This is a genomic window from Moraxella sp. E33BD (assembly GCF_041807865.1).
In the GTDB taxonomy this organism is placed as follows: Bacteria; Pseudomonadota; Gammaproteobacteria; order Pseudomonadales; family Moraxellaceae; genus Moraxella; species Moraxella haemolytica.
Genome location: NZ_JBGTZD010000003.1, coordinates 63,568 through 90,194 on the forward strand (window position 1 = coordinate 63,568; position 26,627 = coordinate 90,194).

The window sequence follows — 26,627 nt, forward strand, 5'->3', positions numbered from 1 at the left end:
TGGTTTTGCAATGATAAAAAAATAAAAAGTGCGATAATTTGGAAATACAAAAAATCAAACACCCTAGCATAGCATAGTTTTTGATGGTACGGATGGTTTTGCACCTATTTTTAGCAAAATTTTTATTCAAATTGACAGCAATCTTCATGTTTTATTTAGTCACACTAAAAATGACATACTGCATTCACAGTATGTCATCGTATTTGGTGCAATTTAAGTCAAACACTCAATTAAATCAGACTCTCTACCGCCGCCACTAATTTATCGGTGGTGATACCAAAGTACTCAAATAGATCTTTGGCAGGAGCAGATTCACCAAAGGTTGTCATGCCGATGACCTTGCCATCAAGCCCAACAAATTTATACCAATAATCAGTAATGCCTGCCTCCACCGCCACACGGCTACGGACTGCTGATGGTAGTACGCTTTCAATATAGTCTTTATCTTGTTTAACAAAAATCTCAGCACATGGCATGGACACCACACGCACGCCGATGCCTTTTTCACCAAGAATCTGATGAGCTTGCACTGCTAAATCCACCTCAGAGCCTGCGGCAATGATAATGGCTTGTAGGTCGCCCTTCTCTTTAACTAGTACATAAGCTCCTTTTTCAATCAAGGTGAGTTGTTCGTCTGTACGAGCTTGGTGTGCTAGATTTTGACGAGATAAGATGAGCGATGTTGGTGCATTGGCAGTTTGCAGGGAAATTTTCCATGCCACAGCAGTTTCTACCGCATCACAAGGTCTCCAAGTAAAATGATTTGGTGTCTGACGCAAACTTGCAATCTGCTCCACAGGCTGATGGGTTGGACCATCTTCGCCAAGACCAATACTGTCGTGGGTATAGACATTGATAACACGCTGTTTCATCAGTGCTGACATACGCACCGCATTACGAGCATATTCCATGAACATAAGGAATGTGGCGGTATAAGGAATAAAACCGCCATGCAAAGCCACGCCATTGGCAATAGCCGTCATGCCAAATTCACGCACGCCATAATGTACATAGTTACCGTCTATATGCTCTTGCACACCTTTAGCACCGCTCCACAAGGTCAAGTTAGACCCCGTCAAGTCAGCCGAACCACCCAAAACTTCTGGTAGTAATGGAGCAAATGCACCGATGGCATTTTGGCTTGCCTTACGAGTGGCGATTGTCTCACCTTTGGCTTGGCATGCTTTGATAAATTCATCAGCTTTGATAGCAAAGTCGCTTGGTAACTCACCTGATAATCTACGCATCAACTCGCTTGCTTGAGTAGGATATTTGGCTTGATAATCAGCAAATTGAGCATTCCAATCACTCTCCAAACGCTCGCCTTTATCGCAGGCATTCCACGCTTCATAAATCTCATTAGGAATCTCAAAAGCATTGGCATTACCCCAACCCAACTCTGCTCGAGTCAGTACAATCTCATCAACCCCAAGCGGTGCTCCATGACTGTCTTCTTTGCCTTGCTTATTCGGACTGCCTAGACCGATGACGGTTTTACAAATAATTAAGGTAGGCTTATTGGTTTCGGCTTTGGCTTGAATGGTCGCTTCACGAATGGCATCTGAATCATGACCATCTACACGCAGAACCTGCCAATTATAGCTCTCAAATCGTTTGGCAGTATCGTCTGAAAACCAGCCTCCCACTTCACCATCAATAGAAATGCCGTTATCGTCATAATAGGCGATCAACTTGCCAAGCCCTAGTGTGCCAGCAAGCGAACAGGCTTCATGCGACACACCTTCCATCAGGCAACCATCTCCCAAAAAACAATAGGTGTAGTGGTTAATGATGGCATTATCAGGCTTATTAAACTGCCCTGCCAAAGTTTTTTCTGCCAACGCAAAACCTACTGCATTAGCAATGCCCTGCCCCAAAGGACCTGTGGTTGTCTCAATGCCATCAGCATAGCCATGCTCTGGATGCCCTGCAGTTTTGGCGTGTAATTGGCGAAAATTTTTGATGTCATCAATCGTCAAATCATAGCCGGTCAGATGCAACAAAGCATACAGCAACATAGAGCCATGCCCATTTGACAAAACAAAACGGTCTCGGTTTGGCCATTTGGCATTTTTAGGATTGTGATTTAAGAATTCACGCCATACCACATCAGCGATATCCGCCATGCCCATAGGTGCACCAGGGTGTCCTGAGTTGGCTTTTTGGACAGCGTCCATAGCAAGAATACGAATGGCGTTGGCATTGTGGCGTTGGTTTAAAGGGGTTGGCATATCGTTTTTCCAAGTTTTACAAGTAAAATTTGAATTATTATATCACATTCCACCCCATTGAGCGAAACTTACCAATGAAAAAAACCGCCCAATCCTAAGATTAAACGGCTTTTTAAAAACATTATTTAAGCACTTGCAGTCCACCCATGTAAGGTTGTAGCACTTTGGGGATATTGACTGTGCCATCTGCGTTTTGGTGGTTTTCTAAAATGGCAAGCAAGGTTCTGCCCACCGCAAGCCCTGAACCGTTTAGGGTATGTACAAGCTCAGTTTGCTTACCATCTTTGATTCTTGCACCCATACGGCGAGCTTGAAAGTCACCACAGTTAGAACAGCTACTAATTTCACGATAAGTATCCTGAGACGGCAACCAGACTTCAATATCATAAGTCTTAATTGCCCCAAAACTCATATCACCTGTGCACAGTGTCATCACACGATACGGTAGCTCCAATGCTTGCAAGATACTCTCAGCTTGTGCCGTCATTTCTTCTAAAGCCTGCATGGAAGTATTGGCACGCACAATCTGCACCATCTCCACTTTTTCAAATTGGTGCTGACGGATTAGCCCACGAGTATCACGCCCTGCCGACCCTGCTTCACTACGAAAGCATGGTGTGTGAGCGGTGAGTTTCATTGGCAAATCAGTTGGAGCAAGTATGACATCTCGCACGGTGTTGGTAAGTGGCACTTCACTGGTGGGTATCATATAGTAGCTGTCAGAGACTTTGAATAAATCTTCTTCAAATTTAGGCAACTGTCCTGTCCCTTTGAGACTCTCGGCATTTACCATATAAGGCACATACATTTCAGTATAGCCTTTGGCAATGTGAGTATCTAACATAAACTGTATCAAGGCACGATTCAGTCTTGCTAGCCCACCTTTTAGCGTGCTAAACCTTGCTCCTGTAAGCTTGCTTGCCAATGCAAAATCAAGCTGTCCTAAACTCTCACCAATATCGGTATGGTCTTTGATATCAAAATCAAACACACGAGGTGTACCCCATCTGCGAGTCTCTACATTGTCTGCTTCATCAACCCCAACAGGCACGCTGTCATCAGGTAAGTTAGGAATGGCAAGGCTTGCGTTGGTGATGGTCGCCTGCAATTCTTTTAGCTGATTTTCGGCAGTTTTCATCTCATCACTGACTTTCTCCATTTGAGCAAGCAGTTCGTCAGTATTTTCACCACTGCGTTTTAATTCGCCAATCTTTTTTGCCCCTGCGTTCTTTTGAGCCTGTAGCTCTTCGGTACGAACTTGTAGCTCTTTACGCTTGATTTCTACATCTGTCCAAAAATCAATGTCCAAATCATAACCACGAGTTGCAAGCTTTTGTTTTAAAACGATTAAATCGCCACGAAGTAATTTTGGGTCTAACATAGATTGCCTTATCTTAAAAATCTTAAAAAAATTCTCAAAATTGCCCAACGAGCAATTCGGTAAAGTTATTCAACCAATACATTTAAAGTAAAAACTTCTTTATCATATCAAAAAAGCCGACACATTTCAGCAAATTTACAGCATTTTGACTATTTTTTATAAAAAATCCATCAACTTGATGTTTTTTTGGTTTTGTGGTTTATTTTTTGAGATAAAATCGGTAATATAAGCAAATATTTTTATCTATTATTTTGCACTAGGAATACATCATGAGCAAGGCTCTTTATCCTTACACCCTAAAACCCATCACCCTTAACATGACTGATGCCGAATTTCGTGGTGCTCAGCTTGCCCTATTTGAAAAAGGTGCAAGCAATTTCACCCTAAAATCCGTCCGCACCAAAGAATGGATTGTCATGGCGATTGTGTTGGTGGCAGCGATTGCTGGACTTGTTTTTGTCAGTGGTTATTCAACCATTATTTTTTGGCTGATGTTGGTACTTGTTGCATTGTATTTGGTGGCTCGCACGGCTGGACTAAAATGGTACATGAAAAGAGAATACGACAAACAAGTCAGTACCACACAGATGCCCAAAGAGATGGAAATGGTACAGCTTGGCGTGCAGTCGCACGGCTTAATCATGAGCATTCCTACCCCCAGCGATGTCATAAATAGCCCACAAATGCGTGGCATGCAGATGCGTTCAGCCCCCATGCAATCAGCAGTCATTCCTTGGAGTGCAGTTAGTAGTTGGGATGAGACTGATGATTATGTGTTTATGATGTTTGAAATGAAAGGTCAAAAGGGCAGTCAAATCATTCCAAAACGCCTAGAAACCCAAGGTCTGCCCATCAAAACCATCATCAAACACCTAAGCGACACCAAACCAAAAGGGCTAGAATCACTAACCCAACCGCTGTAACCGGCATTGTGTACTTAATAGGTTTTAAATTTACAGTTTTAAACTTCATAAAAAACACTGGATATCTCTGGTGTTTTTTATTGACTTTTATTATCTTTAATTACCATCTTTTATTTAAAAAAATAAATCATTCTCGCCAGACAAATTGATAAAATAAAATATTGCGTTGTGATAATTCAATTGCCTTTATCTGATTATTTTGTTAGGATATATCTATAAACAGCAGGTATTTTATTCAAATTCTTTAGCAAAGTGAGGAAAATCATGAGCACCACTCAAATTGGTCTTGAAAAAGCAGAACTAACTCCTGTCATCAAGGCATTGAACAACCTATTGTCTAGCTATCATGTATTTTATATCAATGTGCGTGGTTATCACTGGAATGTCAAAGGCGAGCACTTTTTTACCTTGCATCCAAAATTTGAAGAGCTATATACTGAGCTACAACTACAAATTGACGAGATTGCTGAGCGTATCCTAACGCTAAGTGGCACCCCTTTGCACGCTTATAGCGATTTTACTCAATTATCATCTATCCAAGAAGATAAGAGCGTCTTTAATGGTCGTGGTTGCGTAGAGGGCGTGGTCAAAGGCTTGCAAGCCCTAATTGAAGAACAACGCAAGGTTGCTGCCATAGCTGAAGAAGCCAACGATCAAGGTTCTGTGGATTTGGTATCTGGCTACATCCAAGAACAAGAAAAGATGGTTTGGATGTATAATGCTTTCTTAGGTTAATGCTTTCTTAAACCAACGATTGATTAAGTCAATTGGGTAAAACCACCTAATATTTCAATAAAAAATATCCCCGCAATTGGGGATATTTTTTGGTATGTTAGGCAATCAAACCAAAGAGTTTAAAACCTAATCTTAGATTTAAGAGCCTAATTTTGGCTTTGCTAGCTTAATACAAGCATTCGTTTTATTAGTACTTTAGCTCAATAATCTCAATCCAATAGCCATCAGGGTCTTTAATGAATGCAATATCCTTCATGCTGCCATCTTCAGGGCGTTTTTGAAACACCACTTCATTGTCATCAAACCATTTTACCGCTTCTGTCAAATCTGGCACACTAAAACAAATATGTCCAAATCCACGGGGGTCGCTGTTGCCATCATGATAGCTAAATTCGGCATCATCTTCTGTGCCATAATTATGGGTCAATTCCAAGATACTGCGTTGGCGTGAAACATAAGCGGTTAGGTTTTCTGCATTTGGCAGGTTGTTGCGTTCTTCTTCGGTTAATTTCGCCAAAAAATACAAATCAAACTTTGCATCAGGAAACTGGCTATGGCGAAGTAGCGTCATGCCAAGCACACCTGTATAAAACTCCAGTGATTTTACAGGGTCTTTAATGCGAAGCATGGTGTGGTTATAAACAAAACCCTCAGACTGCACTGGAATATCTTTAACACCCGTAGCACTCAAAGATTGGGTCGGTTGTGAAATTGTCATCATATCTCCTTGCATTCACTTTTCATTTAACAATCAATTTATTTAACAATCAATTAAAGTTTTACCATTTAACTAAAAAAATTAACACGGCCTGTGGCAACATCATACTCTGCACCAATGATGGTCAATCGACCTGCATTTACCATATCCTCTAAAATACGAGAGCCGTGTTTGAGCTGACTTACCGACATACGCACATTGGCACGCACGGCACGGTCAATAAACTCATCTATATCAATCTCGCCATCGCCTGCTGTGGCTATCTCGTGCAAGTTATACACACTGGGGCGAATTCTATCTACAATGGACTGTAAGTTAGGCGAATAAAACTTCTCTGGATTGGTCAATGCCTCCACACAAGCGGTTACCGCACCACAGTGGCTATGACCAAGCACTACCACAAGCTCTGTGCCAAATTTATCGGCAGCAAACTCAATCGAGCCAATCTGACTTGGGGCAACCACATTACCTGCCACACGAATCACAAATAAGTCGCCAAGCCCTTGATCAAAGATAATTTCCACAGGCACACGAGCATCCGAACAGCCCAAGATGATGGCATTTGGGCACTGTTCTTTAATAAGCTCAGGCGGTGGAATGCGTAAGAACTCAGTGCTGGTAAGATTCGCCACATAGCGTTCATTGCCCGCTTTTAGCATCTCAAGGACGGTTTGGGCGTCTCTATTTTTCATGATTTTCCTTGTAATTCTTATTCAAAATTACTCACTACCAGGCACTTGCGATGTATTAACATTGGGTGTTGGTACAGACTTAGGTTCATTTTTTTGCTCACTTTTAGATTCTAAAGCCGACTCTTCTACCTTTGGCTCATTTTTAGACGCCCTGCCCTCTTTTAATTCATCTGTCTTTGATTTAGAGACTTTGCCATCAAGCTGTAGCACACCAAAGACAGTTTGGGCGTCTTGACCTGCCTGCTGAATCTGCATGGTCTGTTCTTGTGATTGCTCATCACCCTCGTTAAGCTCCTCATCGGTGCTGGTGGTGTCCTGCACAGGAATTTCATTGCGAGTTACTTGCAATCTCACCTGTCTAACTTGGCGGATGGATAAATCTCGCACCGTCTCGCCACGCTCATAGTCATCAATGATTTTTAGGTAGTCTGCCATTGGCACAACACTCAAAGCGATACTGCCTGTCAGTCCAAAATCTACCGTTTTAGCAGCGGCATTAGCAAGCTCAACGCTATTAAAATTGCCATAAGTTAGAATATATCTGGGATTTTGATTGTCATCAAGATAGCGAAAATAAGCAAACTGGTTGCGATCAGTTGGGCGTAAGTCTAGGTAGTTGGTGATGATTTCATTTTGGCTGACATCCATGAGCTGAACGGTGTATTTTTTGCCTTTAAAATAATGCTTATCCTTAAATTCGGTCGGATAAGCACTCAAATCTCGCACCAAAATTGAAAAGTCAATGGGTGGCACTTCTTTGTTTAATTCCCCCAAAGTCTCAATATGTGCAGGCATCTCTACCGCTTGGCTCTTGTCTTGCTCACCACCATCAGTACTGGTGGTAGTCGGTGCACTGCTAGCAATCCACAAGATGAACCAAGCAAGCGACATCGTCCCTGCCAAAACCAACCAATATAAGGCTTGGCGACGAAAATACTTCTCTTTCATTGCGGCGGTTGTCGCCATAGTCATACCTTTTTAAATTGCTTTTTGATTATTGTAGCAAATTTCAACCGATTGATAAATAATCATCAATAGATGTCAGAACTTTGGTCAATTTTTGCACATTAAAATCCGCCGTTACAAACCCCTTGCCTATGCCATCAAGCAACACCAAACGCATTTTGCCCGCCTGCACTTTTTTATCATGCCCCATCAAGTCAAGAGCTGTCGCTACTTCTATCGCAGGTGGCTTAATGGGCAGATGAAATTTATGTAGCAATCTTGCTACTCGGCTAATAGACGCATGATCAACAAGCCCCATTTCACACGACATGGCAAGTGCTTGCATCATGCCTGCCGACACCGCCTCACCATGCAACCAAACACCATAGCCTTGATGCGTCTCTATCACATGCCCAAAAGTATGCCCAAAGTTTAGCAACGCACGAAGTCCTGATTCTCTTTCATCAGCAGCGACAACATCTGCCTTAAACTGACAACAGCGATGCACCATCTGCATGAGTATATTTCCATCACGAGCATTGATGGCATCACTGTGAGTCTCAAGCCAAGTCAAAAACTCTGCATCTAAAATCAAAGCATATTTCACCACCTCAGCAAGTCCTGCAGCAAACTCTCTAGGTGGCAAAGTATCAAAAGTAGTCATGTCTGCAAGCACCGCCACAGGCTGCCAAAACGCCCCAATCATGTTCTTACCACGAGCATGGTTGATGCCTGTCTTACCACCCACTGACGAATCAACTTGAGCAAGTAGCGTGGTTGGCACTTGAATAAAATTCACACCACGCATGAAACTTGCCGCTGCAAAACCAACCATATCGCCAATCACTCCACCACCCAATGCGATGAGCGTACAATCACGAGCAAAGTGATGCTCAAGCAACACATCGTAGATATGATTAATGCTGTCTTGGTTTTTGTGGTGTTCGCCATCTGGCAGTACGCAAGTCGCCACCTTATAACTTGCTGTACTCAATATTTCTACCAATTTATCCAAATAAAACGGTGCAACCACATCGTTGGTAACAACAAGCACCTGCTTGGATTTAATAAATGGCATGATGGGTGTTGCCAAATCCAAATCGCCATTGGTATCTTTTTGGCTTGCGGTAATAAAGATGGGGTAATCGTGGCTTTGTGTATGTACAATTAAATCATGATTTGTCATCATAAACCTGCGTGATTGGTTTGGGTTATGGGTTTGTTGCTGATTGGGATTTTGGTGATTGCCTGCCGCCATCATTGCACCAAAATTGTATTGTATTAGACCATATTAATGATATGCCATAACGGCATAGTCATTTTAATATTTATCCATCTTGCTGCTCATTGGCATAGTCTGCCAATCTATCTAAAATATCAGACACCATCTGCTTTGGATAAGCACGCCCTGTTGGTACGATGATGGTAGCAACCTCCTGATAGAGCGGATGGCGTTTTTCATAGAGCTTATCTAAGACCGCTCGTGGATTTTCTGTTTGTAGTAATGGGCGGTTTTTGTCTTTTTTGGTGCGAAACAGTTGCGTATCAACATTGGCATCTAAATAAATCACCAAACCTGTTTTTAGTAGCTCTCGGTTCTTGGCACGACCAACTGCACCACCGCCTGTCGCCATGACAATATTTGGCAGGTCAGTCAGCTCCATCAAGGCACGAGTTTCTCTATCTCGAAAACCCTCTTCGCCTTCTTTGGCGAAAATCCACGGAATATCCGCTCCTGTCTGTGCCACGATATAATGGTCGCAATCTACAAAATCACGCCCCAAATGCTTTGCCAGTAGCTTACCAATGGTGGTTTTGCCTGCACCCATCGGACCGACCAAAAAAATAGGTGGTAGCATCTTAGCAAGCCCTTCACTCGTCTTTTCAACCACGACATCTTCAATGATGGCGTTATCACCTTCAAACATTCACAGCTCTTGTATTAATGATATCAAAATGCCCTATCATACAACCTTTGGTAAAATCTTGCTAGTATTTTATGTGCTTTTTTCGTGGTTGTGCTACTGTATAACATTGACTCTTAGACCAGTTGGTTAAGTTCTCATTGCTTGCACACAATCATCATGGTATGAGTCTGGGTGTAACAAAAATAAGCAATTCTTCTTTATTATCACGGCGATTATCTTGGCGAAATAGCCTACCCACAATCGGTAGGTCGCCAAAAAATGGTACTTTGGTTACGCCATGTTGATTATTTTGCCGATAAATACCGCCTAGCACCACCGTTTGCCCATCATCAACGATGACATTGGTCTCAAGCGAATCTTCTTGAATGGCGATTGCCCCCAGATTGCTAACAGGCGTGCCATTTTTTACATTCAATTTGAGCGTAATTTTACCATCTGGAGTGATAGTTGGTGTCGCCTCTAAGACCAAAGCCGCTTCTTTAAAGACCACATTGGTTGCACCACTTGAAGTCTCTTCTTCATAGGCAATCTGCGTGCCCGATGAGATACGAGCTGTCTGCTTATCTGCGGTAAGAACCTTTGGTGTGGAGATGACCTCACCTCGCTGATCTGCCTGCATGGCGGACAGCTCTAAATCAAGCAAAGCATCAGGTAGATTGACCAATCCAAAAGCAATTCGCCCTACAGGATTGGGTGCACCCAAATTGACCGATAAGTTATCAGGTCGGATAGCGGTACTGCCACCGGTGCGTCTTAAATCCTATAAAGTATTGTAAGAGCTGCCGATTTGTAGATGATTACCATGCGACAAGACCCCAAAATTCACACCAAGCTCTCGGCTAAATCCATCATTAGCACTGACAATTCTTGCCTCAATCATTACCTGCTTGACAGGCACATCAAGCCTTTCAACAAGAGCTTGGATTTGCTCAATATTATCCTTAATATCCTTGATGACAAGCGTGTTGGTGCGAGTATCAACATTTGCCACACCTCTGGCAGACAACATACCCTCTTTATTCTCACCATCGCTTTTGTAGGTGATTAGTGCTAACAAATTTTTGGCATCGGCATAATTGACACGAATGTACTGAGTATCCAAAGGAAGATATTGCTCTGCTTGTCGCTTGGCTAGGGTATTTTTTTGGGTAACTTGAGCAAGTTCGGTGGGCGATGATATGATGATGACACCATCTTTTTCCTGTTTGATGAGATGCTTGGTCTCAACAACAATGTCAAGTGCTTGCGTCCATGGCACATTATTAAGACGCAGTGTCATATTGCCGATCACCCCATCACTGGCGACAATATTCGCCCCGCCTGCGTGTGCCAATACATCAAGCACTGCACGCACAGGCATATCCTGAAATGCCACCGAAATCCTATCACTGCCTTGTGATGTATTAGCAAGCGATTCACCACATAACATCAGCACACATAGCAACCACAGCTTTTTCATTTGATTTGTTATCCTTTACTTCTTATTGTCTTTTGCCATCTTAAGATGTCTAATGTGTTAAAGGCAGCTGATGCGTCTGCTCATAATACCGTCCATCTGCTTGCATCATCGCTTCGGCAATCACAACAAAATCCCTACCAACTTGACGAACCTGCCCATGATTTTGCCCCACATACTGCCCCACCTGTACTCGGTGTACCAATCCATCAGCACTGGTGATGAGTGCTATTCTTTGTCCGTTTTGTTCAATAAAACCTTGATAGCGAAGTGTACTCATTGGATACCGCTCTAGCTCTTGGCGTATTCTATTTGTCTGGATGTGAACTTGCCTACCAACAGTAGGCGATTGACTGAGTCCGTTAGGTGTCATCAGATGAGCAGTCTGATTCATGGCAGAGACTTTTTTAGCATCAGCATCAGCTGATGTATTTAGCCCATTTTGAGACTGCATACCATCTGATTTTCCCTGCCCTAAGTCTTGTTTGGAAAATACCACCGCTCTTGGGGTGGCAAAAGGATTACTCTTAGCTTCATAATACGCCAACTGTCGCACCCCATTGATTTGCTTGGGCATGGGAATGGGCGTGGTGGTTGCATGAATATCTGCTAGCCTAACATCAACCTCATCAACGGTCGGTTTTTGACAACCTAACACATTGACCGCCAAGGCGGACAACACCAACAGGCAAGCATGTCTGATGAATAGCGGGTATGATAAGCGTACTATGATTGAATTATTGGACATCTTTTTTATTGTTATCTTTGGTGCGATAAGTCTTGGCGTGGACGGTCATTTGTAACTTAGTCGGTTTTGCCTGCTCGCTTTTACCCATGTCAAAATCATGTATTGTAATGATGATGGGCAGTGCGGTCAATTCACTAAACATCTTTGCCAATTGATGATAATCCCCCACCATCACCATCACAAAACCACGCTCTACGAACAGATCTTGTGGATCTTCTCTTTGTATCCTGATGTCATTCATCTGCACACCGGTTCGTGTGGCGATGGTGTGTAGTTGTTCGGTCAAAACCGACATATTAAAATGGCTAGGCATCTGCTCAAGCAGCACCGATAGCTCACCATTCATGGCGTGCGTCTGGCTTTGAATGACGGTTAGTTGCTGAGCTTTGGCATATTTTTGAGCATACTGATTAACCAATGTTTGTTCTGCCATCATCAATGCCTGATACTCTAGTGTGATGGGCTTAATCAGTAGCAACCAACCAAATCCAAGCACAAATACTGCTAATATTACCAAGACAAGTAGTCGCAGCCATCTAGGTGCTGTACCAAAATTCTCCCAGTTAAGTTCGCCAAGTTGTTGCCAAGTCTGGGTGAACTTATCTTTTATGTTGTCATGCGTACTCATGGTAAGCTCTCCATCAGCTCACTTGATGCCATCTGCCCCAGCGATTCTTCTGATGACGCCCCTGCCAAATCAAGTTTTGCTGATAATACAAATCCCACCCAGCCATCCGATTGCTTAGAAAGACTGGTTACCAAGACATCACTAATGACAGGGTTATCTGTTTGCTGAAATCTTTGGGTAAATTGACTGACCATTGCTGCATCTTTAGCGTGTCCTGTGATGGTAAGCACGCCACCTGCATGACTTACCCCATCAAAATAAACCAATCCATGACTACTTAGCGATAAATGCTCAAATAATCTCACCATCGCCACACGATTTTTACCCAAATCATACACCAGTTTTGCTTGTTGTAGTAGTGCCTCTTGCTCGCTTTCAAGGGTTGCAATACTGGCAATTTGTGCATCAAGCATGCCCATGCGAGCCAAAATATCATCATTGATTGCCTGCTGATGGTTCAAATTTTGTTTATGATAAACATAAGTGCCAAACACAGCAAACAATGACAATGCCAATACTGCAAGCAACCATCGCCGAAATTGCTCGTTTTGTTTTAATTGGCGTAGCTGTCGCCATGGCAACAGATTTATTTTTGGTATGGTATTCATCACACCACTCCTTCATCTGCTCGCATCGCTACACCACACGCCACCACCAAGGACGGCAACAGCGATAAGCTGTCATCACCCAAAGGGTAAGCAACATCCATATGAACAAATGGGTTGGCAAGCTGTACAGACTTATGGCTAATACGAGCAAATTCTTGCACCAACGACTCATCAGCCAGTCCAGATAATATCACCATATCTGTATTCATTTGCACACTTGACTCATGGGCGGTGAGTATCTTTAATAGCTTTTGTGCTTTATCTTGGCATAATGGATTTGCCGGAGTATCTATTTGTGTTGTCCAATCTGTCAAATCACAAACTGGCGTCTGTCCATCATGACACCCTGCTTGATCAGACACCCTACCCCCATCAAAACGAATTTCGTAAGTTTGAGTTACCATCTGCTTGGCATGGTCATCAGATGGCAACTGGTGCAACTTCACATCATCTTGAATGAACGAATCTTTGCGGTGCAACTGCAAAAAAGTATCAAAATCCATGCCCACATCACCATTCTCATCATCGCCGTTCTCTTGACCTATTACCTTGCTCGGCTTAGCACTCAGCTTGGTTTTATCTTTGTTGCCATATATGTCATCAAGCGTATTGGTGGCATTTAGGTGTTCTTTGTGATGATTAAATCCTACAAATACACCATCTGGCTCAATCTGCACTGCATACAAATGCGTCTTAACATCATCAATGTGCAGTACACAAACATGACCCATCAAGGTCTGTACCGTATGACTAAGACCTCTTGCCAAAGCGTACTCTTGTACATCAAGCACATTTAATTCAAGTCCACAGCCAAGAGCAATTTCTACACATTCATCAATCATCTGCTCACGCATAACCACCAATAGCACATGCAATCCGGTCTCGTCAGCACCCACCACCCAAAAGTCAAAACCAACCTCATTAAGTGGATGAGAAATATACTGGCGAGCTTCTAGGCGAATATACAAATCTATGTCATCATCGCTTAATCCTATGGGCAAAACAAGCAGGCGAGTCATGATGGGTGCAGGCGACACCACCGCTACCTGTCCTGATGACACACCACACCGCATCAACAATCGAGACAGTGCCGAACCAACCGCCACCACATTCATCTCATCACCATCTCTGATGAAAGACTCCACCCCAAAGGCTTTAACAAGAAATCCTTTGTGATGTCGCTCCAGAACCACTAATCGCACCGTGGATGCACCAATCTCTATGCCAATCAAAGGTTTGCTGGTGCGATAGATATTGATGGATGTCAAAGCATGACGAAATGCACTAAACATGGTCAATCCCTTACCCACAATAATCAAGACTATACTGATTTAGATAAAGCATTCTCTTTATCCTAGCCATTCTGATTTGGCAGGCGTCTTAATTGCTCTAGATATGCCTCTCGATGCTCATCATTACAAAAGAACCGCTCGCCATCATCTTGACCACCATTTTGCTCCAAGATACCTCGATAGGTCGCAAGCGAATGACCGCAGTGGTTGCAGATACGCATACTAATATCATCACCTTTTTTGGCAAAAAACTCTTTAGGTGGCTTAGGATACATGAACTTAAAAAAAATCTTCATCACAATCAAAATAATGATGACATTGACAATAAACGCAAACATACACTGTCCCAATAATGATTAAAATTTTTAAATAAATATTACTATACCATAAAACCCGACCAAAAACGCCAAAAGCGTAATTATTGTGCTATACTAAGGTGTGCCAAGGAATCTAGCATCATATTTGGCTGATGCGTCGGCACTGTCAAACTTTTTAGTAGCGACAGACACAGCGAGTGTCATTTACCCATATCATCTGATTGCAATTCATACTCAAATTACGCCATGGCGTATTGGACTGAAAATTTGTTAAATTAGGATTATAACAATGTCAAAAACAAAAACCTTAGACCACGAAATGTCTATCCAAAGTGCCGGCACACCGCTAGGCAATATTACCTTTGCCATCATGCAAACCAACTTTTGGGTAGGTGATATTGCCGGTAATGTCAAAAAGATGAGTGCTTTAGCCCTTGATGCTAAAAGCAAAGGGGCAGATATCGTCATCTTTCCTGAGCTGTCTTTGATTGGCTATCCGCCAGAAGATTTGCTACTGCGTCCCACGCTGTCTGAACGAGTTAAATTCGCCATGAACGAACTGGCCAAAATTGACGGCATTGTCATCATCTTAGGATATCCACACATCGACCATCACGGTACTTTTAACTCAGCGGCGATTTTGCAAGGTGGTAGCCAAAAAGGCTTTTATCATAAGCAATGCCTGCCCAATTACGGCATTTTTGATGAGCATCGCTACTTTAATAAAGGCTATAATCAGGTCTTGTTTGATTATAAAGGAGCGACCATTGGACTGTTGATTTGCGAAGATATTTGGCACGACAAACCCATCGCCACCTTGAAAGAAGAAGGGGCGGCTTTGGTCGTGGTTATTAACGCTTCACCTTTTGAAGTAGGCAAACAAGAAAAACGCAAAGAGCTTTTGGCATGCCACGCCAAAACGCACGAACTACCCATCATCTATGCCAACACTGTCGGTGCTCAAGACGACATCGTCTTTGATGGCGGTTCGCTATTGGTTCAGGCAGATGGTAGTGTTGCTCACGAAGGCTCAAGATTTTTAAATCAGCTCATCATGGCACAGTTTGACCCAAAAACCAAGCGTTTTGATGAACAATTAAAAGCTCCGCTTGTTTTATCCGAAGAATCTGAAATGTATCAGGCTTTGGTTGTTGGTCTGCGTGATTATGTCAATCGCTCTGGTTTTAAAGGCGTGATTGTCGGTTTATCAGGCGGTATTGACAGTGCATTAACCTTGTGTATGGCGGTTGATGCTTTGGGTGCGGATAAAGTCTATGCCGTGATGATGCCTTATGAATTTACCTCCAATATGAGCCTTGAAGATGCTGCTACCCAAGCTGCTCGCTTAAATGTTTCGTACACCGTTTGCCCAATTCATGATGCAGTAGAAGGGCTTAGAGCCACACTTGCACCACTGCTTGCCAACAGTGCTCCTGATAGCACTGAAGAGAATCTGCAGGCTCGTGCTCGTGGTACTATTTTGATGGCATTATCCAATAAATTTGGGCATATGGTCATCAGTACTGGTAACAAATCTGAAAATGCTGTTGGGTATTCAACGCTATATGGCGATATGGTTGGTGGTTTTGATATGCTAAAAGATGTCTATAAGACCGATGTATACCGTCTAGCCAACTACCGCAACCGCCTAGAAGACAATCCTGTCATTCCTGAGCGTGTCATCACTCGTGCCCCATCTGCCGAGTTACGCCCAGGTCAGACCGACCAAGATAGCCTGCCTGATTATGAAGTTCTGGACGCCATTTTGCGTATGTATATCGATGAAGATTTGGGTTATAAGGCAATCTGTGCGACAGGCTTTGAACCCAATTTAGTAGAAAGAGTGCTACACATGGTGGATAATGCCGAACACAAACGCCGTCAAGGGGCAATCGGCACCAAAATCAGTCAAAAATCATTCGGTCGAGAGCGTCGCTACCCATTGGTCAACGGCTGGTCAATCACTGGGGAATTTTAATCTCCTTATCAATACAATAAAAAGCATCGAGATATTCGGTGCTTTTTATTATCACGCCATCAAACAGCATAAACCAAATCATCAGAATGATTGTTGCAATGGGCGCAACAAGTCTGTTAGTCCTTTCACTCACTCCCAACAAAAATCTACGGTTCATATTTGTAATCCATCAATATTTATTCTATATTATTAAAAGATGAAAAACATTCTATGTTGACAATTTCATTATTGATGCAACTAAATCTTCGTAGTCAATACATTGATTAAGTTTAAATACACATCGTAATAATTAGGATAAAATTCATGAAGCACTTTAAATTAACCAAAATTTCCATTGTAACCGCAATCTTATTTTCAGCGACTTCAGTTATGGCCAATTCAAACACATCAGCCCAATTAGACGGCACACAATCTGACCCCATCACACTTGGCATCATGCAAGGGTTTCCACCACCTGCCGATAAAACCGTTAATCTTGCCAATGCACAACAATTTCCTCAAATCCGTTGGGCATTTAGCAATGTTCGCAGTATCACCCCCACTAAGGTTGTCTCTGCTGCTCGTGAAGGGCAATATCAATTTCCGACTGCGATTGATGACAACATTGGCAAAATCATGTTCACCCCACAGTTTTTACCCAAAGACCAACGCCAGCCTTTGACCGTAGAAGATGCTTTTGCTCGCAAAGTCTATGGCGATTCAATGATAGTATTACACAAAGGTCGTATCGTCTATGACAAGACCTTTAACAATGCCTACGACCCCATTGATGGCACACACCTGCTCATGTCAGTTACCAAAAGTTTTACAGGCACGCTTGCCGCTCAGCTGATTCATGAAGGCGTGATTGATGACACCAAGCCTGTCACCCACTATGTGCCAGAACTTGCAAGCTCAGCATGGGGAGATGCTACCGTGCGTCAAGTGCTTGATATGACCGCATCACTAGATTATAGTGAAGACTATGCCGACCCTGATGCAGAGATTGTCGCTTTTGGTAAAGCAACCACACCTGGTCTGCAAGAAAAAGACTATGATGGTCCAAAAAATACCTATGAATTCTTAACAACAGTGGAAAAAGAGACACGCCCACACGACACAGGATTTGAATACAAAACCGTAAATACTGATGTCATGGCTTGGATCATCGCTCGTGCCACAGGCAAGAGTGTGGATGTGCTATTCTCGGAACGATTCTTTAAGCCAATGGGGGCGAATGTCGATGGCTATATGCAGATTGACGGTGCTGGCATTCCTTTTGCAGGCGGTGGCATGAGTATGAATCTGCGTGATATGGCAAAGTTTGGCGAAATGATGCGAAATGGCGGACAATTTAACGGCAAACAAATCATTGCAAAAGAAGTTGTGGCTGACACCATGCGTGGTGGCGATCGTGCCAAATTTGCCACAGGTGGCTACCCCAACCTAAAAGGCTGGAGCTATCGTAATATGTGGTGGGTAACACACAATGACAATGGTGCGTATATGGCTCGTGGTATTCATGGTCAAGCCATCTACATTGACCCAAAAGCCGAAATGGTCATTGTTCGTTTTTCATCCAACCCTGTGGCAAGCAATGCTCATAACGACCCTTGGTCGCTACCTGCTTATCAAGCGATTGCTGATTATTTGATGAAAAAATCTTAATAACCAAACCAAAAGCAACGCCAAAATAGTCGGCATCATACCAAGGTGGCAATCTTACCACCTTTTCATAAAATCAAGGAGATAGTCATGCGTTTACAAGACAAAATTGCCATCATCACAGGTGCAGGCTCAGGCTTGGGTGCTTATACCGCCAAAGCTTTTGCCGAACAAGGAGCATCTGTCGTCATCGCTGATATTAACAAAGAGGCAGGACTTCAAACCGAACAAGAGATTCTTGCAAATGATGGTAAGGCAGTGTTCATACCACTTGATGTAACCAGTGAAACTTCATGGGCATCACTGGTGGAACAGACCATTACCACTTTTGGCAAGCTCGATGTACTGGTCAATAGTGCCGGTATTGTCATCTCTAAGCCAATTGAAGACAGTAGTTTAGAAGATTTAAAAAAATCTTTCGCCTTAAATGTCGAAGGTCCATTTTTAGGCATCAAAGCAGTTGCTCCTGCCATGCGTCAAAATGGCGGTGGCTCTATTGTTACCATCGCCTCTATGTCAGGTATTTTGGGACTAAGCCGCGCTGCACCTTATAGCACCTCCAAAGGAGCTGTACGACTGCTGTGTAAATCAGCAGCGATGGATTTTGCCAAAAAAGGGGATAATATCCGTGTAAACATCGTCAACCCTTCTTATGTTCGCACACCCATGCTAGAATCAGTATATAGCGATGAGCAAATCAAATCGCTTGAGAGTTTTGTACCTTTAGGGCGTTTGGGTAGCTTGGATGATGTCGCCAACGCAATCATTTATCTTGCTTCTGACGAGTCGTCCTTTGTTACTGGTTTTGATTTAAATCTTGATGGTGGTTTTACCGCCGGTAACTAACCCCAAAACCGCCCAAAAAATCCTTGGGCGGTTTTTTATGTCCAATACAGCAAGTGCCAAGTTTTTATAAAATCAGCATACTCTGTAAAAATTGTATGAAAAGTCGCATTTAATAATACAAAAAAACACCCCATTTATAGGGGCGTTTTTTGTTTGCAGAGCAAAATTAACCGAATAGATGATCAATGGCTGCACGCTCTTCTTCTAGCTCATTTAGCGTGATGTTGATACGCTCTTGGCTAAATTCATCAATTTCCAAACCTTGAACGATGGTGTATTCGCCATTCTCGGTAGTTACAGGGAAACCGAACATGACAACTTCTGGGATACCATAAGAACCATCAGATGGGATACCCATTGTTACCCACTCACCATTTGTGCCAAGTGCCCAATCACGCATATGGTCAATGGCAGCATTAGCAGCAGAAGCGGCTGATGACAGACCACGAGCTTCAATAATTGCTGCACCACGCTTACCAACAGTAGGCAAGAAAGTATTAGCATTCCATTCTTGATCGTTAATCATGTCTTTTACAGATTCACCGTCAATGGTTGCATAGCGGTAGTCAGCATACATGGTTGGGCTGTGGTTACCCCAAACGGTAAGTTTTTTAATGTCTTTGACTTGTTTGCCAACCTTCTTCGCTACTTGAGTTAAAGCACGGTTGTGATCTAAGCGTAGCATGGCAGTGAAGTTCTTAGCAGGTAGATCTGGTGCTGACTTCATGGCGATATAAGCATTGGTGTTAGCAGGGTTACCCACAACCAATACTTTCACATCACGGCTAGCCACATCATTTAGAGCTTTACCTTGTACAGTAAAAATCTTAGCGTTTTCTTGAAGTAGGTCAGCACGCTCCATGCCTGGACCACGGGGTCTTGCACCAACCAATAGTGCATAATCAGCATCTTTGAACGCCACATTTGGGTCATCTGTACCAATCACATCAGCCAGTAGTGGGAATGCACAGTCATCAAGCTCCATAATGACGCCCTGTAGGGCTTGCTGAGCTTTTTCATTAGGAATTTCTAGAAGTTGTAAAATCACAGGCTGGTCTTTACCAAGCATCTCACCTGATGCGATACGAAATAGTAGGCTGTAACCAATTTGACCTGCGGCACCAGTTACCGCAACACGGACAGGTTGTTTGCTCATGACATTATCCTTTTTATAGAAAAAGTGAATTTTGGGTAATTTTGTAACTTCAAAACCATTTCAAAAATCACAAAATTGTCTTAGTGTAGCACTTTTGATGGCAAATCGCAAAGCCAAAACCGCTTTATTTTTTAAATAAATTTTGGCTATTTTTATCAAAATTAGTATGCCGTCATCAACTACCGATATCAATAGCGTGGCGACACCACCCCCATGCGTTCAGAGATGGGCATATTATTACCCAATAACACTCCATAAATCGTGGCGTTCTCCATCACATGCTTGACATAATCACGAGTCTCAGCGTATGGAATTGCTTCAACATATTGGTCAGCAGCGATCGCACCATGTGCCGGTAGCCACTTTCTGGCAGGTGTTGTGCCTGCATTATAGGCGGCGGTAGCAGGGGCGATTTGCCCATTAAAATCGCGCATCTTATCCGACAGATACCAAGTACCGTAACGAATATTGGTATCTGGGTCTTTGGCATCACCACTAGCACCAATCTTACGAGCAATCATCTTGGCGGTATCTGGCATGATTTGCATCAATCCCCCTGCCCCCACGCCTGAGCGTGCACTTGGCTGAAAACGACTCTCTTGACGCATGATGCCATACGCCCACTCAGGAAAAATACCAACATTACGACTATATGCCATCACACTATTTTGGTAAGGCACAGGGTGTGATAGTGCTGCAGCTCTTAGGTTTGGCATATTGTCAATGGCATAAATACTGCGGTGATACTCTCCCATATCGTGTGCACGCTTAGCAGCAGCAAGGGTTAGCGTATTGTCATTGGCATCTCTGGCTTTTTTGACCGCCCAATTCCACTCACGACCAATGTGTTCTGGATTGACATTATTATCCATCATGATAAAGGCACGAGCAAAATGCGGATTATTCATCACACGCCAAGCATCTTGGCGACTGATGTTCGGCAAAGTATTGCCACCTATCTCCGATAAACTTAGTCTTTGCCCAAGCCTGTCTTTAGCAAGCAATCCATAATAATCAACACCTGTAGATAAGGATTGATAGATGCGTTGTGCTTCTGCTTGCTTACCTGTTTGTTCGTATCCACGAGCCAACCAGTATTGCCATACTCGTTCGCCCTGATGCACAGCATTCATCTGACCAATCGCCAAAATAACATCTTGCCACTGACCAAAATAAATCGCCGCTTGTGCATAGTCTTCTGCTTCTTCTAGATTAAAAGGCTCTCCCATACTGGCTCTAAACCAATGTACCGCATCCACACTAAAGCCATCATCAGTATTCATGTTCATGCGTTTGACCGCAATGCTACGATAAGCATAACGCCTTGCCATGTCAGAAAGCAGTTTATTGGCTCTGGCATTATCTTGGCTGATGTCATAATTTAACTGCAAGATGGCTTCATTATACGAACGATGGGCAAGCTGACTGATGGCATAAACATAAAGATACTGGTTCACCTCGCTGTATTCTTGCGTGCTAAATTGCCCAAAAAAGCCATTTGGGTTATCAGCAATGCCTCGCAAAATCTCAAAAGAGATGGGCAATCCCAAACGAAAAGACAGGCTTAAAATCTCACTGGCTTTATCTAGCGGTGCTTGACGACTAGATAACTGACGGCGGTCAATACGCATCATGCGAATGAGTCGCTCATGGTGGTCGGTGCGATTGATACGAGAGTTTTGTGCCATTTCATTGGCTAATTTTTCACACAAAGAATGTCTGGTGTTATAAGTATTGAGCCAGATATTGGGTTTTTGCTCCAACGCCCGATATGACTCACTGCCTTGATTATGACCAAGTGCAATCGCACACGCCTCAGAAGCATCAGCGTTTTCAATAGATCCTGCCACCTCACGCACAGCCGAATAATCGCCTTTACGAGCTTTCGTCTCAGCGTAGTCAGCTGCCAATTTTTCCGCCATGACATGACCTTGATACTTATTGGCAAAGTTATTCACCGTCTGCGGTTCTTGTGATGATAGATTGTAATTCAAACGCCAATATTCAGGATAAGCGGCAAACAGCGTACCTTGCATACTCTGCTCATATTGATATAAGGCGGCAGGGTTTGATTTTTGGCGTTCAGCCTCAATGAACTGATAAATACTGCCATCGTTGACATCATCTTGGGCACACGCCACCTGCATCATCAGACCGCAAAGCACGGATATAAAGGCGATTGATTCATGTTTTTTTGTTAATGTCATTGCAAGCACCCTTTTTATTAAAGACCTTAAAAATTACAATTTTAAATATTAAACACATCTTAGAAACTGGGCATTAATTCTACCCAAATCCAGCAACCCAATGAATAAAAATCCAAGCAGATGCAATTGGCATAGCCTAACAAACTCACCTAACAACCATGTATAAAAGTTGTAAAATTCACTCAGTTTAACCAAAATATGATGAAATCTTGACCAATTTTAGCCATCACTTTGACAACTTGACCATTTTACCAACCAAAGCATCAAATCGCCACAATTTAGCACCATCATTCACAAAAAATCCCTACCACCACCCAAAGCATGATATAATAATGAATTTAACACTGACGCATTGCCAGCAAACCCTTGGAGAAAACCATGACCGTTGCTACCTTCAATCCAAAAGCATCACACTCAACCACCCAAAAAACCACACCTGTGGCAATGAGTACCGCACACCCCCCAAGCACCGCCAAAAAAGTGTTCATCGCAACCCAAGGCTGTCAGATGAATGAATACGACTCCGAGAAGATGGGCGATGTGTTAGGGCAATCACACGGCATGATAATCACAAAAGACATCAACGAAGCCGATGTGCTAATCATGAATACCTGCTCAATTCGTGAAAAGGCACAAGAAAAAGTATTCTCCGAGCTGGGCAGATGGCGTAAATTAAAAGAAAAAAATCCCAATCTTGTCATCGGCGTGGGTGGCTGTGTAGCAAGCCAAGAAGGCGATAATATCCAAAAACGCGCCCCATATGTGGACATGGTCTTTGGACCGCAGACCTTGCATCGCCTGCCAGAATTATACGAACAATCCACCAAGCAGTCCATAGAAACCCCAAAAAACCGCATTGGCGTGGTTGATGTATCATTCCCAAGCATTGAAAAATTTGACTTTTTGCCCGAGCCAAAAGTTGATGGCTATAAGGCATTCGTCTCCATCATGGAAGGCTGTTCAAAATACTGCTCATTTTGCGTTGTGCCTTATACTCGTGGCGAAGAGCTGTCTCGTCCGCTTGACGATGTCTTAGCCGAAATTGATAGCCTTGCCGAGCAAGGTGTGCGTGAAATCAATCTGCTTGGACAAAATGTCAATGGCTACCGTGGCGAAAAGGACGATGGCACGATTTGCCGTTTTAGCGAGCTACTTCACTATGTGTCGCACATTGACGGTATCGAACGCATTCGCTACACCACAAGCCACCCACTTGAATTTACCGATGACATCATCGATGCTTACAAAGTACTGCCAAAGCTAGTCTCTCATCTGCACTTGCCTGTGCAAAGCGGTTCAAATAATATCTTAAAAGCAATGAAACGCAATCACACCATCGATGTTTATGTCAATCAAATCGCAAAACTAAGACAGATTCGCTCTGATTTGCATCTGTCTAGCGATTTTATCATCGGTTTTCCAGGTGAGACAGATGAGGATTTTAATGACACCTTGCAGCTTGCCAAAGAGCTAGATTTTGACCATTCTTATAGTTTTATTTATTCAAAGCGTCCAGGTACACCTGCATCGGATTTGCCTGATGATGTCAGCCTTGACACCAAAAAAGCACGCTTGGCTGAATTTCAAGAAGTCATTAAACATTCTACTTTTGCCAAGACGGCAGCAATGGTTGGGAAGACGGTGCGTGTACTGGTCGAAGAGCGTGCTAACCGCCGTGATGGCTACTTGCATGGCACAGCAGATAATACTCGCTCAGTCATCTTTAAAGCCGGTGATGAACTGCTCGGCAAATTTGTCAATATTCACATCACGCACGCCATCAGTATGCACTTGGTTGAGGGCGATTTGGTAGAAGTTTTAGGCTAATTAACGCATTGATACCGAACAAACCGCAATGAAATGCCTACACTTAAGCAATATTTATATGCAATGCAATCAAACAATCGTGCTATAATCAAACAATCAGTATAGGCGAAGTCGTGCTTATGTCTAGCTAACCCATTTAAGGCTAAATGGACAACCAAATAACCTCAGATTAAGGAGAAAGTCATGCTAGGTGATATTGACTATACCATCAACGAACTGTTTAAGCAGTTAGGTCTTGATAGCTCAGATGAAGCCATTGAAGCATTTGTCTGCACCAATCAACTACCCCAAGAAGTGCAGTTAATTGAAGCACCTTTTTGGACCGAACGCCAACGCAATTTTTTAAAAGAAGAATACAAGCTAGATGCTGTCTGGTCGCTGACCATCGATGAGTTAAACACTCGCCTACATCAAGATGCCATGTCAAAGTAAGGTTTTATCTTACATACATCATCTTAAAAAACGCCTGATTATCTAATAATTAGGCGTTTTTTATTTTTGATGAAGACATCTAAAATAGCAATTAAAAAACCTCAAGCCACCGCATCACGCCACGCCAAAAGTGCTGATACATCATCAGCAATGCCCGCTTTTAATAGCTCTAGACTGCCGTATTTTTTTTCGCCATGTAGATAAGTCAAAAAGACCACTTGCAAGGTCAGACCATACAAATCCCCAGCAAACTTGGGCAAATGCACCTCAAGACGGTATTCTTTGCCATTGATGGTTGGTCGCATACCAACATTCACCGCACCAAATAAGCTACCCTCATGCACGCCTGCCACACCACCTGATAAACCAAACTCACCCCAATCTGCCTTCTTGCCACCTTTCATGACAAATACATCCGCCCCATAGACACCCAGCAATGCAGGCTTAGGACGATTTAGGGCAATATTGGCGGTCGCAAAATTTAGCGTGCGTCCTATTTTATCGCCATGTACAACCCGCCCTGTAATGGCATAATCTCGCCCAAGTAGCTCTTTAGCAAAAGGCAAGTCTTGCTTGGCAAGTGCCATTCGTACTGCCGTAGAACTGATACGCTTATCACCTGTCATCACAGTAGGTAGGCTATTCACACCAAATCCCAAACCCCTTAAAAAATCTGCATCACCCGCTCTATCATGCCCAAAACGAAAATCATCGCCAAGCACCAAACACTGTGCATTTAATGCTGTCAAAAGATTGGCAAAACACCTAGCAGATAGCGAGCGAAACTTGTCATCAAATCTTGCCACGATTAAATAATCAACACCAAGTTGCGACATCATCAGTGCTTTTTCTGCCAAACTTGATAAGCGTGGCGGCGGATTATCGGCACAAAAAAACTCTCTTGGTTGTGGCTCAAAAACCATGATGGCCGATGCCAGATTATTTTGGCGAGCCGTCTGTAACAAAAGCCTTATCATAGACCGATGCCCAAGATGCACGCCATCATAATTACCAATCGTTAAGGCGATGGGTGGTAGTACAGCAGGAGAAGATAAGTCTAATGAGATGATTTGCATGATGATTTGGGTAAAATTTTATTATTGATATCAGCCAAGCAGCGGCCAAAAAATAGCGAAAGCAAATGGTAATATTGTCGGCAAACTGGCTATTTTAGCATAATTTGTTCAACATAACTTATGATAACCATCTGGCTATATCTGGTCGGCTTATGACTGTCTAAATCGCCCTATTGTTTTTGCGACATGGCGTCAACAAAGAGTAGCTCTTTTTTATCTGCTTTATCAGCAGCAATCTCTTTGGCAGTTTTAGCGTAAATATCCAACCCTTTAATGATAGGCAGACTCATCACATCAACACGCTTTCTTACTGCAAGACTGACAGGCACCATACGAGCAAACTCAAATAAATGTAGCCACATCTCCTCACCACCCTCAAAGCTCTCTTCATCATCTAAGCGGATAGCGGCGATTTGAGATAAATCTTTGATAATCTCTCTTTCTTCTGCCGATAGACTCACTCCCGCCACACCAATACCTGTGATATAACCACCTGCCCAGTCTTTAAGTGCTAACACTCTTTTGGCCAAATCATGCTCATCATCAGGCACGAGCGGTTCGTAGCCATAAGCATCGTCTTTATCTTTTAGGGCAAAGCTGACATCTTCAGCATACTCAGTTAGTAGTGCCAGTGCTTTTTCGTTAGGCGGAGCAAAACTTAGCTCTTCAAGCAATCTTGCCCAACCTTCTTCATCGGTAGCATGACACACGGTCATCACACCTGTCATAATCCCATGCAACTCACTAATAGAGACATCTGTCCAATCGGCAAACGCTTCCATCCAATCATCAAAACCTGATAAAAAATCACTCATCTGTTACTCGCTATTTATTGTGGTTTATTGACAAAAATTCGTCC

General features: G+C 43.1%; 25 protein-coding genes. 7 read left to right on the forward strand and 18 right to left on the reverse strand.

All coding sequences use genetic code 11. The features are described 5' to 3' along the window. Window positions 1–230: 230 nt before the first annotated feature. A complete protein-coding gene (gene tkt / locus ACERC6_RS02415; protein WP_373627724.1) occupies window positions 231–2,231 on the reverse strand; it encodes a transketolase in 2,001 nt (666 codons plus the stop codon). A 121-nt stretch (window positions 2,232–2,352) separates the two neighbouring features. After that, a complete protein-coding gene (gene serS / locus ACERC6_RS02420; RefSeq protein WP_373627722.1) occupies window positions 2,353–3,612 on the reverse strand; it encodes a serine--tRNA ligase in 1,260 nt (419 codons plus the stop codon). Window positions 3,613–3,881: 269 nt separating this feature from the next. Between serS and ACERC6_RS02425 the strand changes: the two genes are divergently transcribed. Further along, on the forward strand, window positions 3,882–4,535 hold the full coding sequence (locus ACERC6_RS02425) for a YcxB family protein (RefSeq protein WP_284673170.1): 654 nt from the start codon (window positions 3,882–3,884) through the stop codon (window positions 4,533–4,535). 264 nt (window positions 4,536–4,799) lie between these two features. Continuing rightward, on the forward strand, window positions 4,800–5,270 hold the full coding sequence (locus tag ACERC6_RS02430) for a Dps family protein (RefSeq protein ID WP_284673171.1): 471 nt from the start codon (window positions 4,800–4,802) through the stop codon (window positions 5,268–5,270). A gap of 187 nt (window positions 5,271–5,457) precedes the next feature. Here ACERC6_RS02430 and gloA read toward each other — a convergent pair whose 3' ends face one another. The 12 genes from gloA to ACERC6_RS02490 all read right to left on the reverse strand — a co-directional run bounded on the left by gloA (window position 5,458) and on the right by ACERC6_RS02490 (window position 14,623). Then, window positions 5,458–5,988 carry a lactoylglutathione lyase gene (gene gloA, locus ACERC6_RS02435; RefSeq protein ID WP_373627721.1) on the reverse strand — a complete coding sequence of 177 codons (531 nt, stop codon included), beginning with the start codon at window positions 5,986–5,988 and terminating at the stop codon, window positions 5,458–5,460. Between the two features lie 68 nt (window positions 5,989–6,056). Next, entirely contained in the window at window positions 6,057–6,680 is a 624-nt protein-coding gene (locus ACERC6_RS02440) for a carbonic anhydrase (protein ID WP_373627720.1), read from the reverse strand. A gap of 27 nt (window positions 6,681–6,707) precedes the next feature. Then, window positions 6,708–7,646 (reverse strand): hypothetical protein, encoded by a 939-nt coding sequence (locus tag ACERC6_RS02445; RefSeq protein ID WP_373627719.1) that lies wholly within the window; start codon window positions 7,644–7,646, stop codon window positions 6,708–6,710. 43 nt (window positions 7,647–7,689) lie between these two features. Beyond that, on the reverse strand, window positions 7,690–8,811 hold the full coding sequence (aroB, locus tag ACERC6_RS02450; protein WP_373627794.1) for a 3-dehydroquinate synthase: 1,122 nt from the start codon (window positions 8,809–8,811) through the stop codon (window positions 7,690–7,692). Window positions 8,812–8,953: 142 nt separating this feature from the next. Continuing rightward, entirely contained in the window at window positions 8,954–9,484 is a 531-nt protein-coding gene (locus ACERC6_RS02455; RefSeq protein WP_373627793.1) for a shikimate kinase, read from the reverse strand. A 223-nt stretch (window positions 9,485–9,707) separates the two neighbouring features. After that, a complete protein-coding gene (locus ACERC6_RS02460) occupies window positions 9,708–10,256 on the reverse strand; it encodes a hypothetical protein (RefSeq protein WP_373627718.1) in 549 nt (182 codons plus the stop codon). A gap of 57 nt (window positions 10,257–10,313) precedes the next feature. After that, on the reverse strand, window positions 10,314–11,012 hold the full coding sequence (locus tag ACERC6_RS02465; RefSeq protein ID WP_373627716.1) for a secretin N-terminal domain-containing protein: 699 nt from the start codon (window positions 11,010–11,012) through the stop codon (window positions 10,314–10,316). A gap of 49 nt (window positions 11,013–11,061) precedes the next feature. Then, window positions 11,062–11,757, reverse strand: a complete 696-nt coding sequence (locus ACERC6_RS02470; protein WP_373627714.1) for a pilus assembly protein PilP — start codon at window positions 11,755–11,757, stop codon at window positions 11,062–11,064. Further along, window positions 11,747–12,385 carry a type 4a pilus biogenesis protein PilO gene (locus tag ACERC6_RS02475; protein ID WP_373627712.1) on the reverse strand — a complete coding sequence of 213 codons (639 nt, stop codon included), beginning with the start codon at window positions 12,383–12,385 and terminating at the stop codon, window positions 11,747–11,749. Before ACERC6_RS02475 ends, ACERC6_RS02470 begins: the two co-directional genes overlap by 11 nt. Beyond that, window positions 12,382–12,993: a PilN domain-containing protein gene (locus ACERC6_RS02480; protein WP_373627710.1), complete on the reverse strand. Its 612-nt coding sequence runs from the start codon at window positions 12,991–12,993 to the stop codon at window positions 12,382–12,384. The genes ACERC6_RS02475 and ACERC6_RS02480 overlap by 4 nt, the downstream gene beginning before the upstream one ends. After that, complete coding sequence (gene pilM, locus ACERC6_RS02485; protein WP_373627708.1) at window positions 12,993–14,285, reverse strand: type IV pilus biogenesis protein PilM; 1,293 nt, start codon at window positions 14,283–14,285, stop codon at window positions 12,993–12,995. Before pilM ends, ACERC6_RS02480 begins: the two co-directional genes overlap by 1 nt. 62 nt (window positions 14,286–14,347) lie before the next feature. After that, window positions 14,348–14,623 carry a hypothetical protein gene (locus ACERC6_RS02490; RefSeq protein ID WP_284673180.1) on the reverse strand — a complete coding sequence of 92 codons (276 nt, stop codon included), beginning with the start codon at window positions 14,621–14,623 and terminating at the stop codon, window positions 14,348–14,350. A 298-nt stretch (window positions 14,624–14,921) separates the two neighbouring features. On the opposite strand from ACERC6_RS02490, the gene ACERC6_RS02495 reads away from it, so the two are divergent. The 3 genes from ACERC6_RS02495 to ACERC6_RS02505 all read left to right on the forward strand — a co-directional run bounded on the left by ACERC6_RS02495 (window position 14,922) and on the right by ACERC6_RS02505 (window position 19,070). Beyond that, window positions 14,922–16,580, forward strand: a complete 1,659-nt coding sequence (locus ACERC6_RS02495) for an NAD+ synthase (RefSeq protein WP_373627792.1) — start codon at window positions 14,922–14,924, stop codon at window positions 16,578–16,580. 303 nt (window positions 16,581–16,883) lie between these two features. After that, window positions 16,884–18,227 carry a serine hydrolase domain-containing protein gene (locus ACERC6_RS02500; protein WP_373627706.1) on the forward strand — a complete coding sequence of 448 codons (1,344 nt, stop codon included), beginning with the start codon at window positions 16,884–16,886 and terminating at the stop codon, window positions 18,225–18,227. Window positions 18,228–18,314: 87 nt separating this feature from the next. Beyond that, window positions 18,315–19,070 (forward strand): SDR family NAD(P)-dependent oxidoreductase, encoded by a 756-nt coding sequence (locus ACERC6_RS02505; RefSeq protein ID WP_284673182.1) that lies wholly within the window; start codon window positions 18,315–18,317, stop codon window positions 19,068–19,070. Window positions 19,071–19,236: 166 nt separating this feature from the next. On the opposite strand, the gene ACERC6_RS02510 is transcribed toward ACERC6_RS02505, so the two are convergent. Together ACERC6_RS02510 and ACERC6_RS02515 are read right to left on the reverse strand one after the other, a co-directional pair. Further along, on the reverse strand, window positions 19,237–20,226 hold the full coding sequence (locus ACERC6_RS02510) for a malate dehydrogenase (RefSeq protein ID WP_373627704.1): 990 nt from the start codon (window positions 20,224–20,226) through the stop codon (window positions 19,237–19,239). 188 nt (window positions 20,227–20,414) lie between these two features. After that, window positions 20,415–22,433 (reverse strand): lytic transglycosylase domain-containing protein, encoded by a 2,019-nt coding sequence (locus ACERC6_RS02515; protein WP_373627702.1) that lies wholly within the window; start codon window positions 22,431–22,433, stop codon window positions 20,415–20,417. A 378-nt stretch (window positions 22,434–22,811) separates the two neighbouring features. Between ACERC6_RS02515 and miaB the strand changes: the two genes are divergently transcribed. Both miaB and ACERC6_RS02525 read left to right on the forward strand, forming a co-directional pair. Continuing rightward, window positions 22,812–24,260, forward strand: coding sequence for a tRNA (N6-isopentenyl adenosine(37)-C2)-methylthiotransferase MiaB (gene miaB, locus ACERC6_RS02520; RefSeq protein WP_284673185.1), 1,449 nt, complete (start codon window positions 22,812–22,814; stop codon window positions 24,258–24,260). A gap of 183 nt (window positions 24,261–24,443) precedes the next feature. Beyond that, a complete protein-coding gene (locus ACERC6_RS02525; RefSeq protein WP_284673186.1) occupies window positions 24,444–24,692 on the forward strand; it encodes a DUF2789 domain-containing protein in 249 nt (82 codons plus the stop codon). Between the two features lie 101 nt (window positions 24,693–24,793). On the opposite strand, the gene ribF is transcribed toward ACERC6_RS02525, so the two are convergent. Both ribF and ACERC6_RS02535 read right to left on the reverse strand, forming a co-directional pair. Beyond that, window positions 24,794–25,768 (reverse strand): riboflavin biosynthesis protein RibF, encoded by a 975-nt coding sequence (gene ribF, locus ACERC6_RS02530; protein ID WP_373627700.1) that lies wholly within the window; start codon window positions 25,766–25,768, stop codon window positions 24,794–24,796. 170 nt (window positions 25,769–25,938) lie between these two features. Further along, on the reverse strand, window positions 25,939–26,583 hold the full coding sequence (locus ACERC6_RS02535) for a UPF0149 family protein (protein WP_373627699.1): 645 nt from the start codon (window positions 26,581–26,583) through the stop codon (window positions 25,939–25,941). Between the last annotated feature and the right edge of the window lie 44 nt (window positions 26,584–26,627).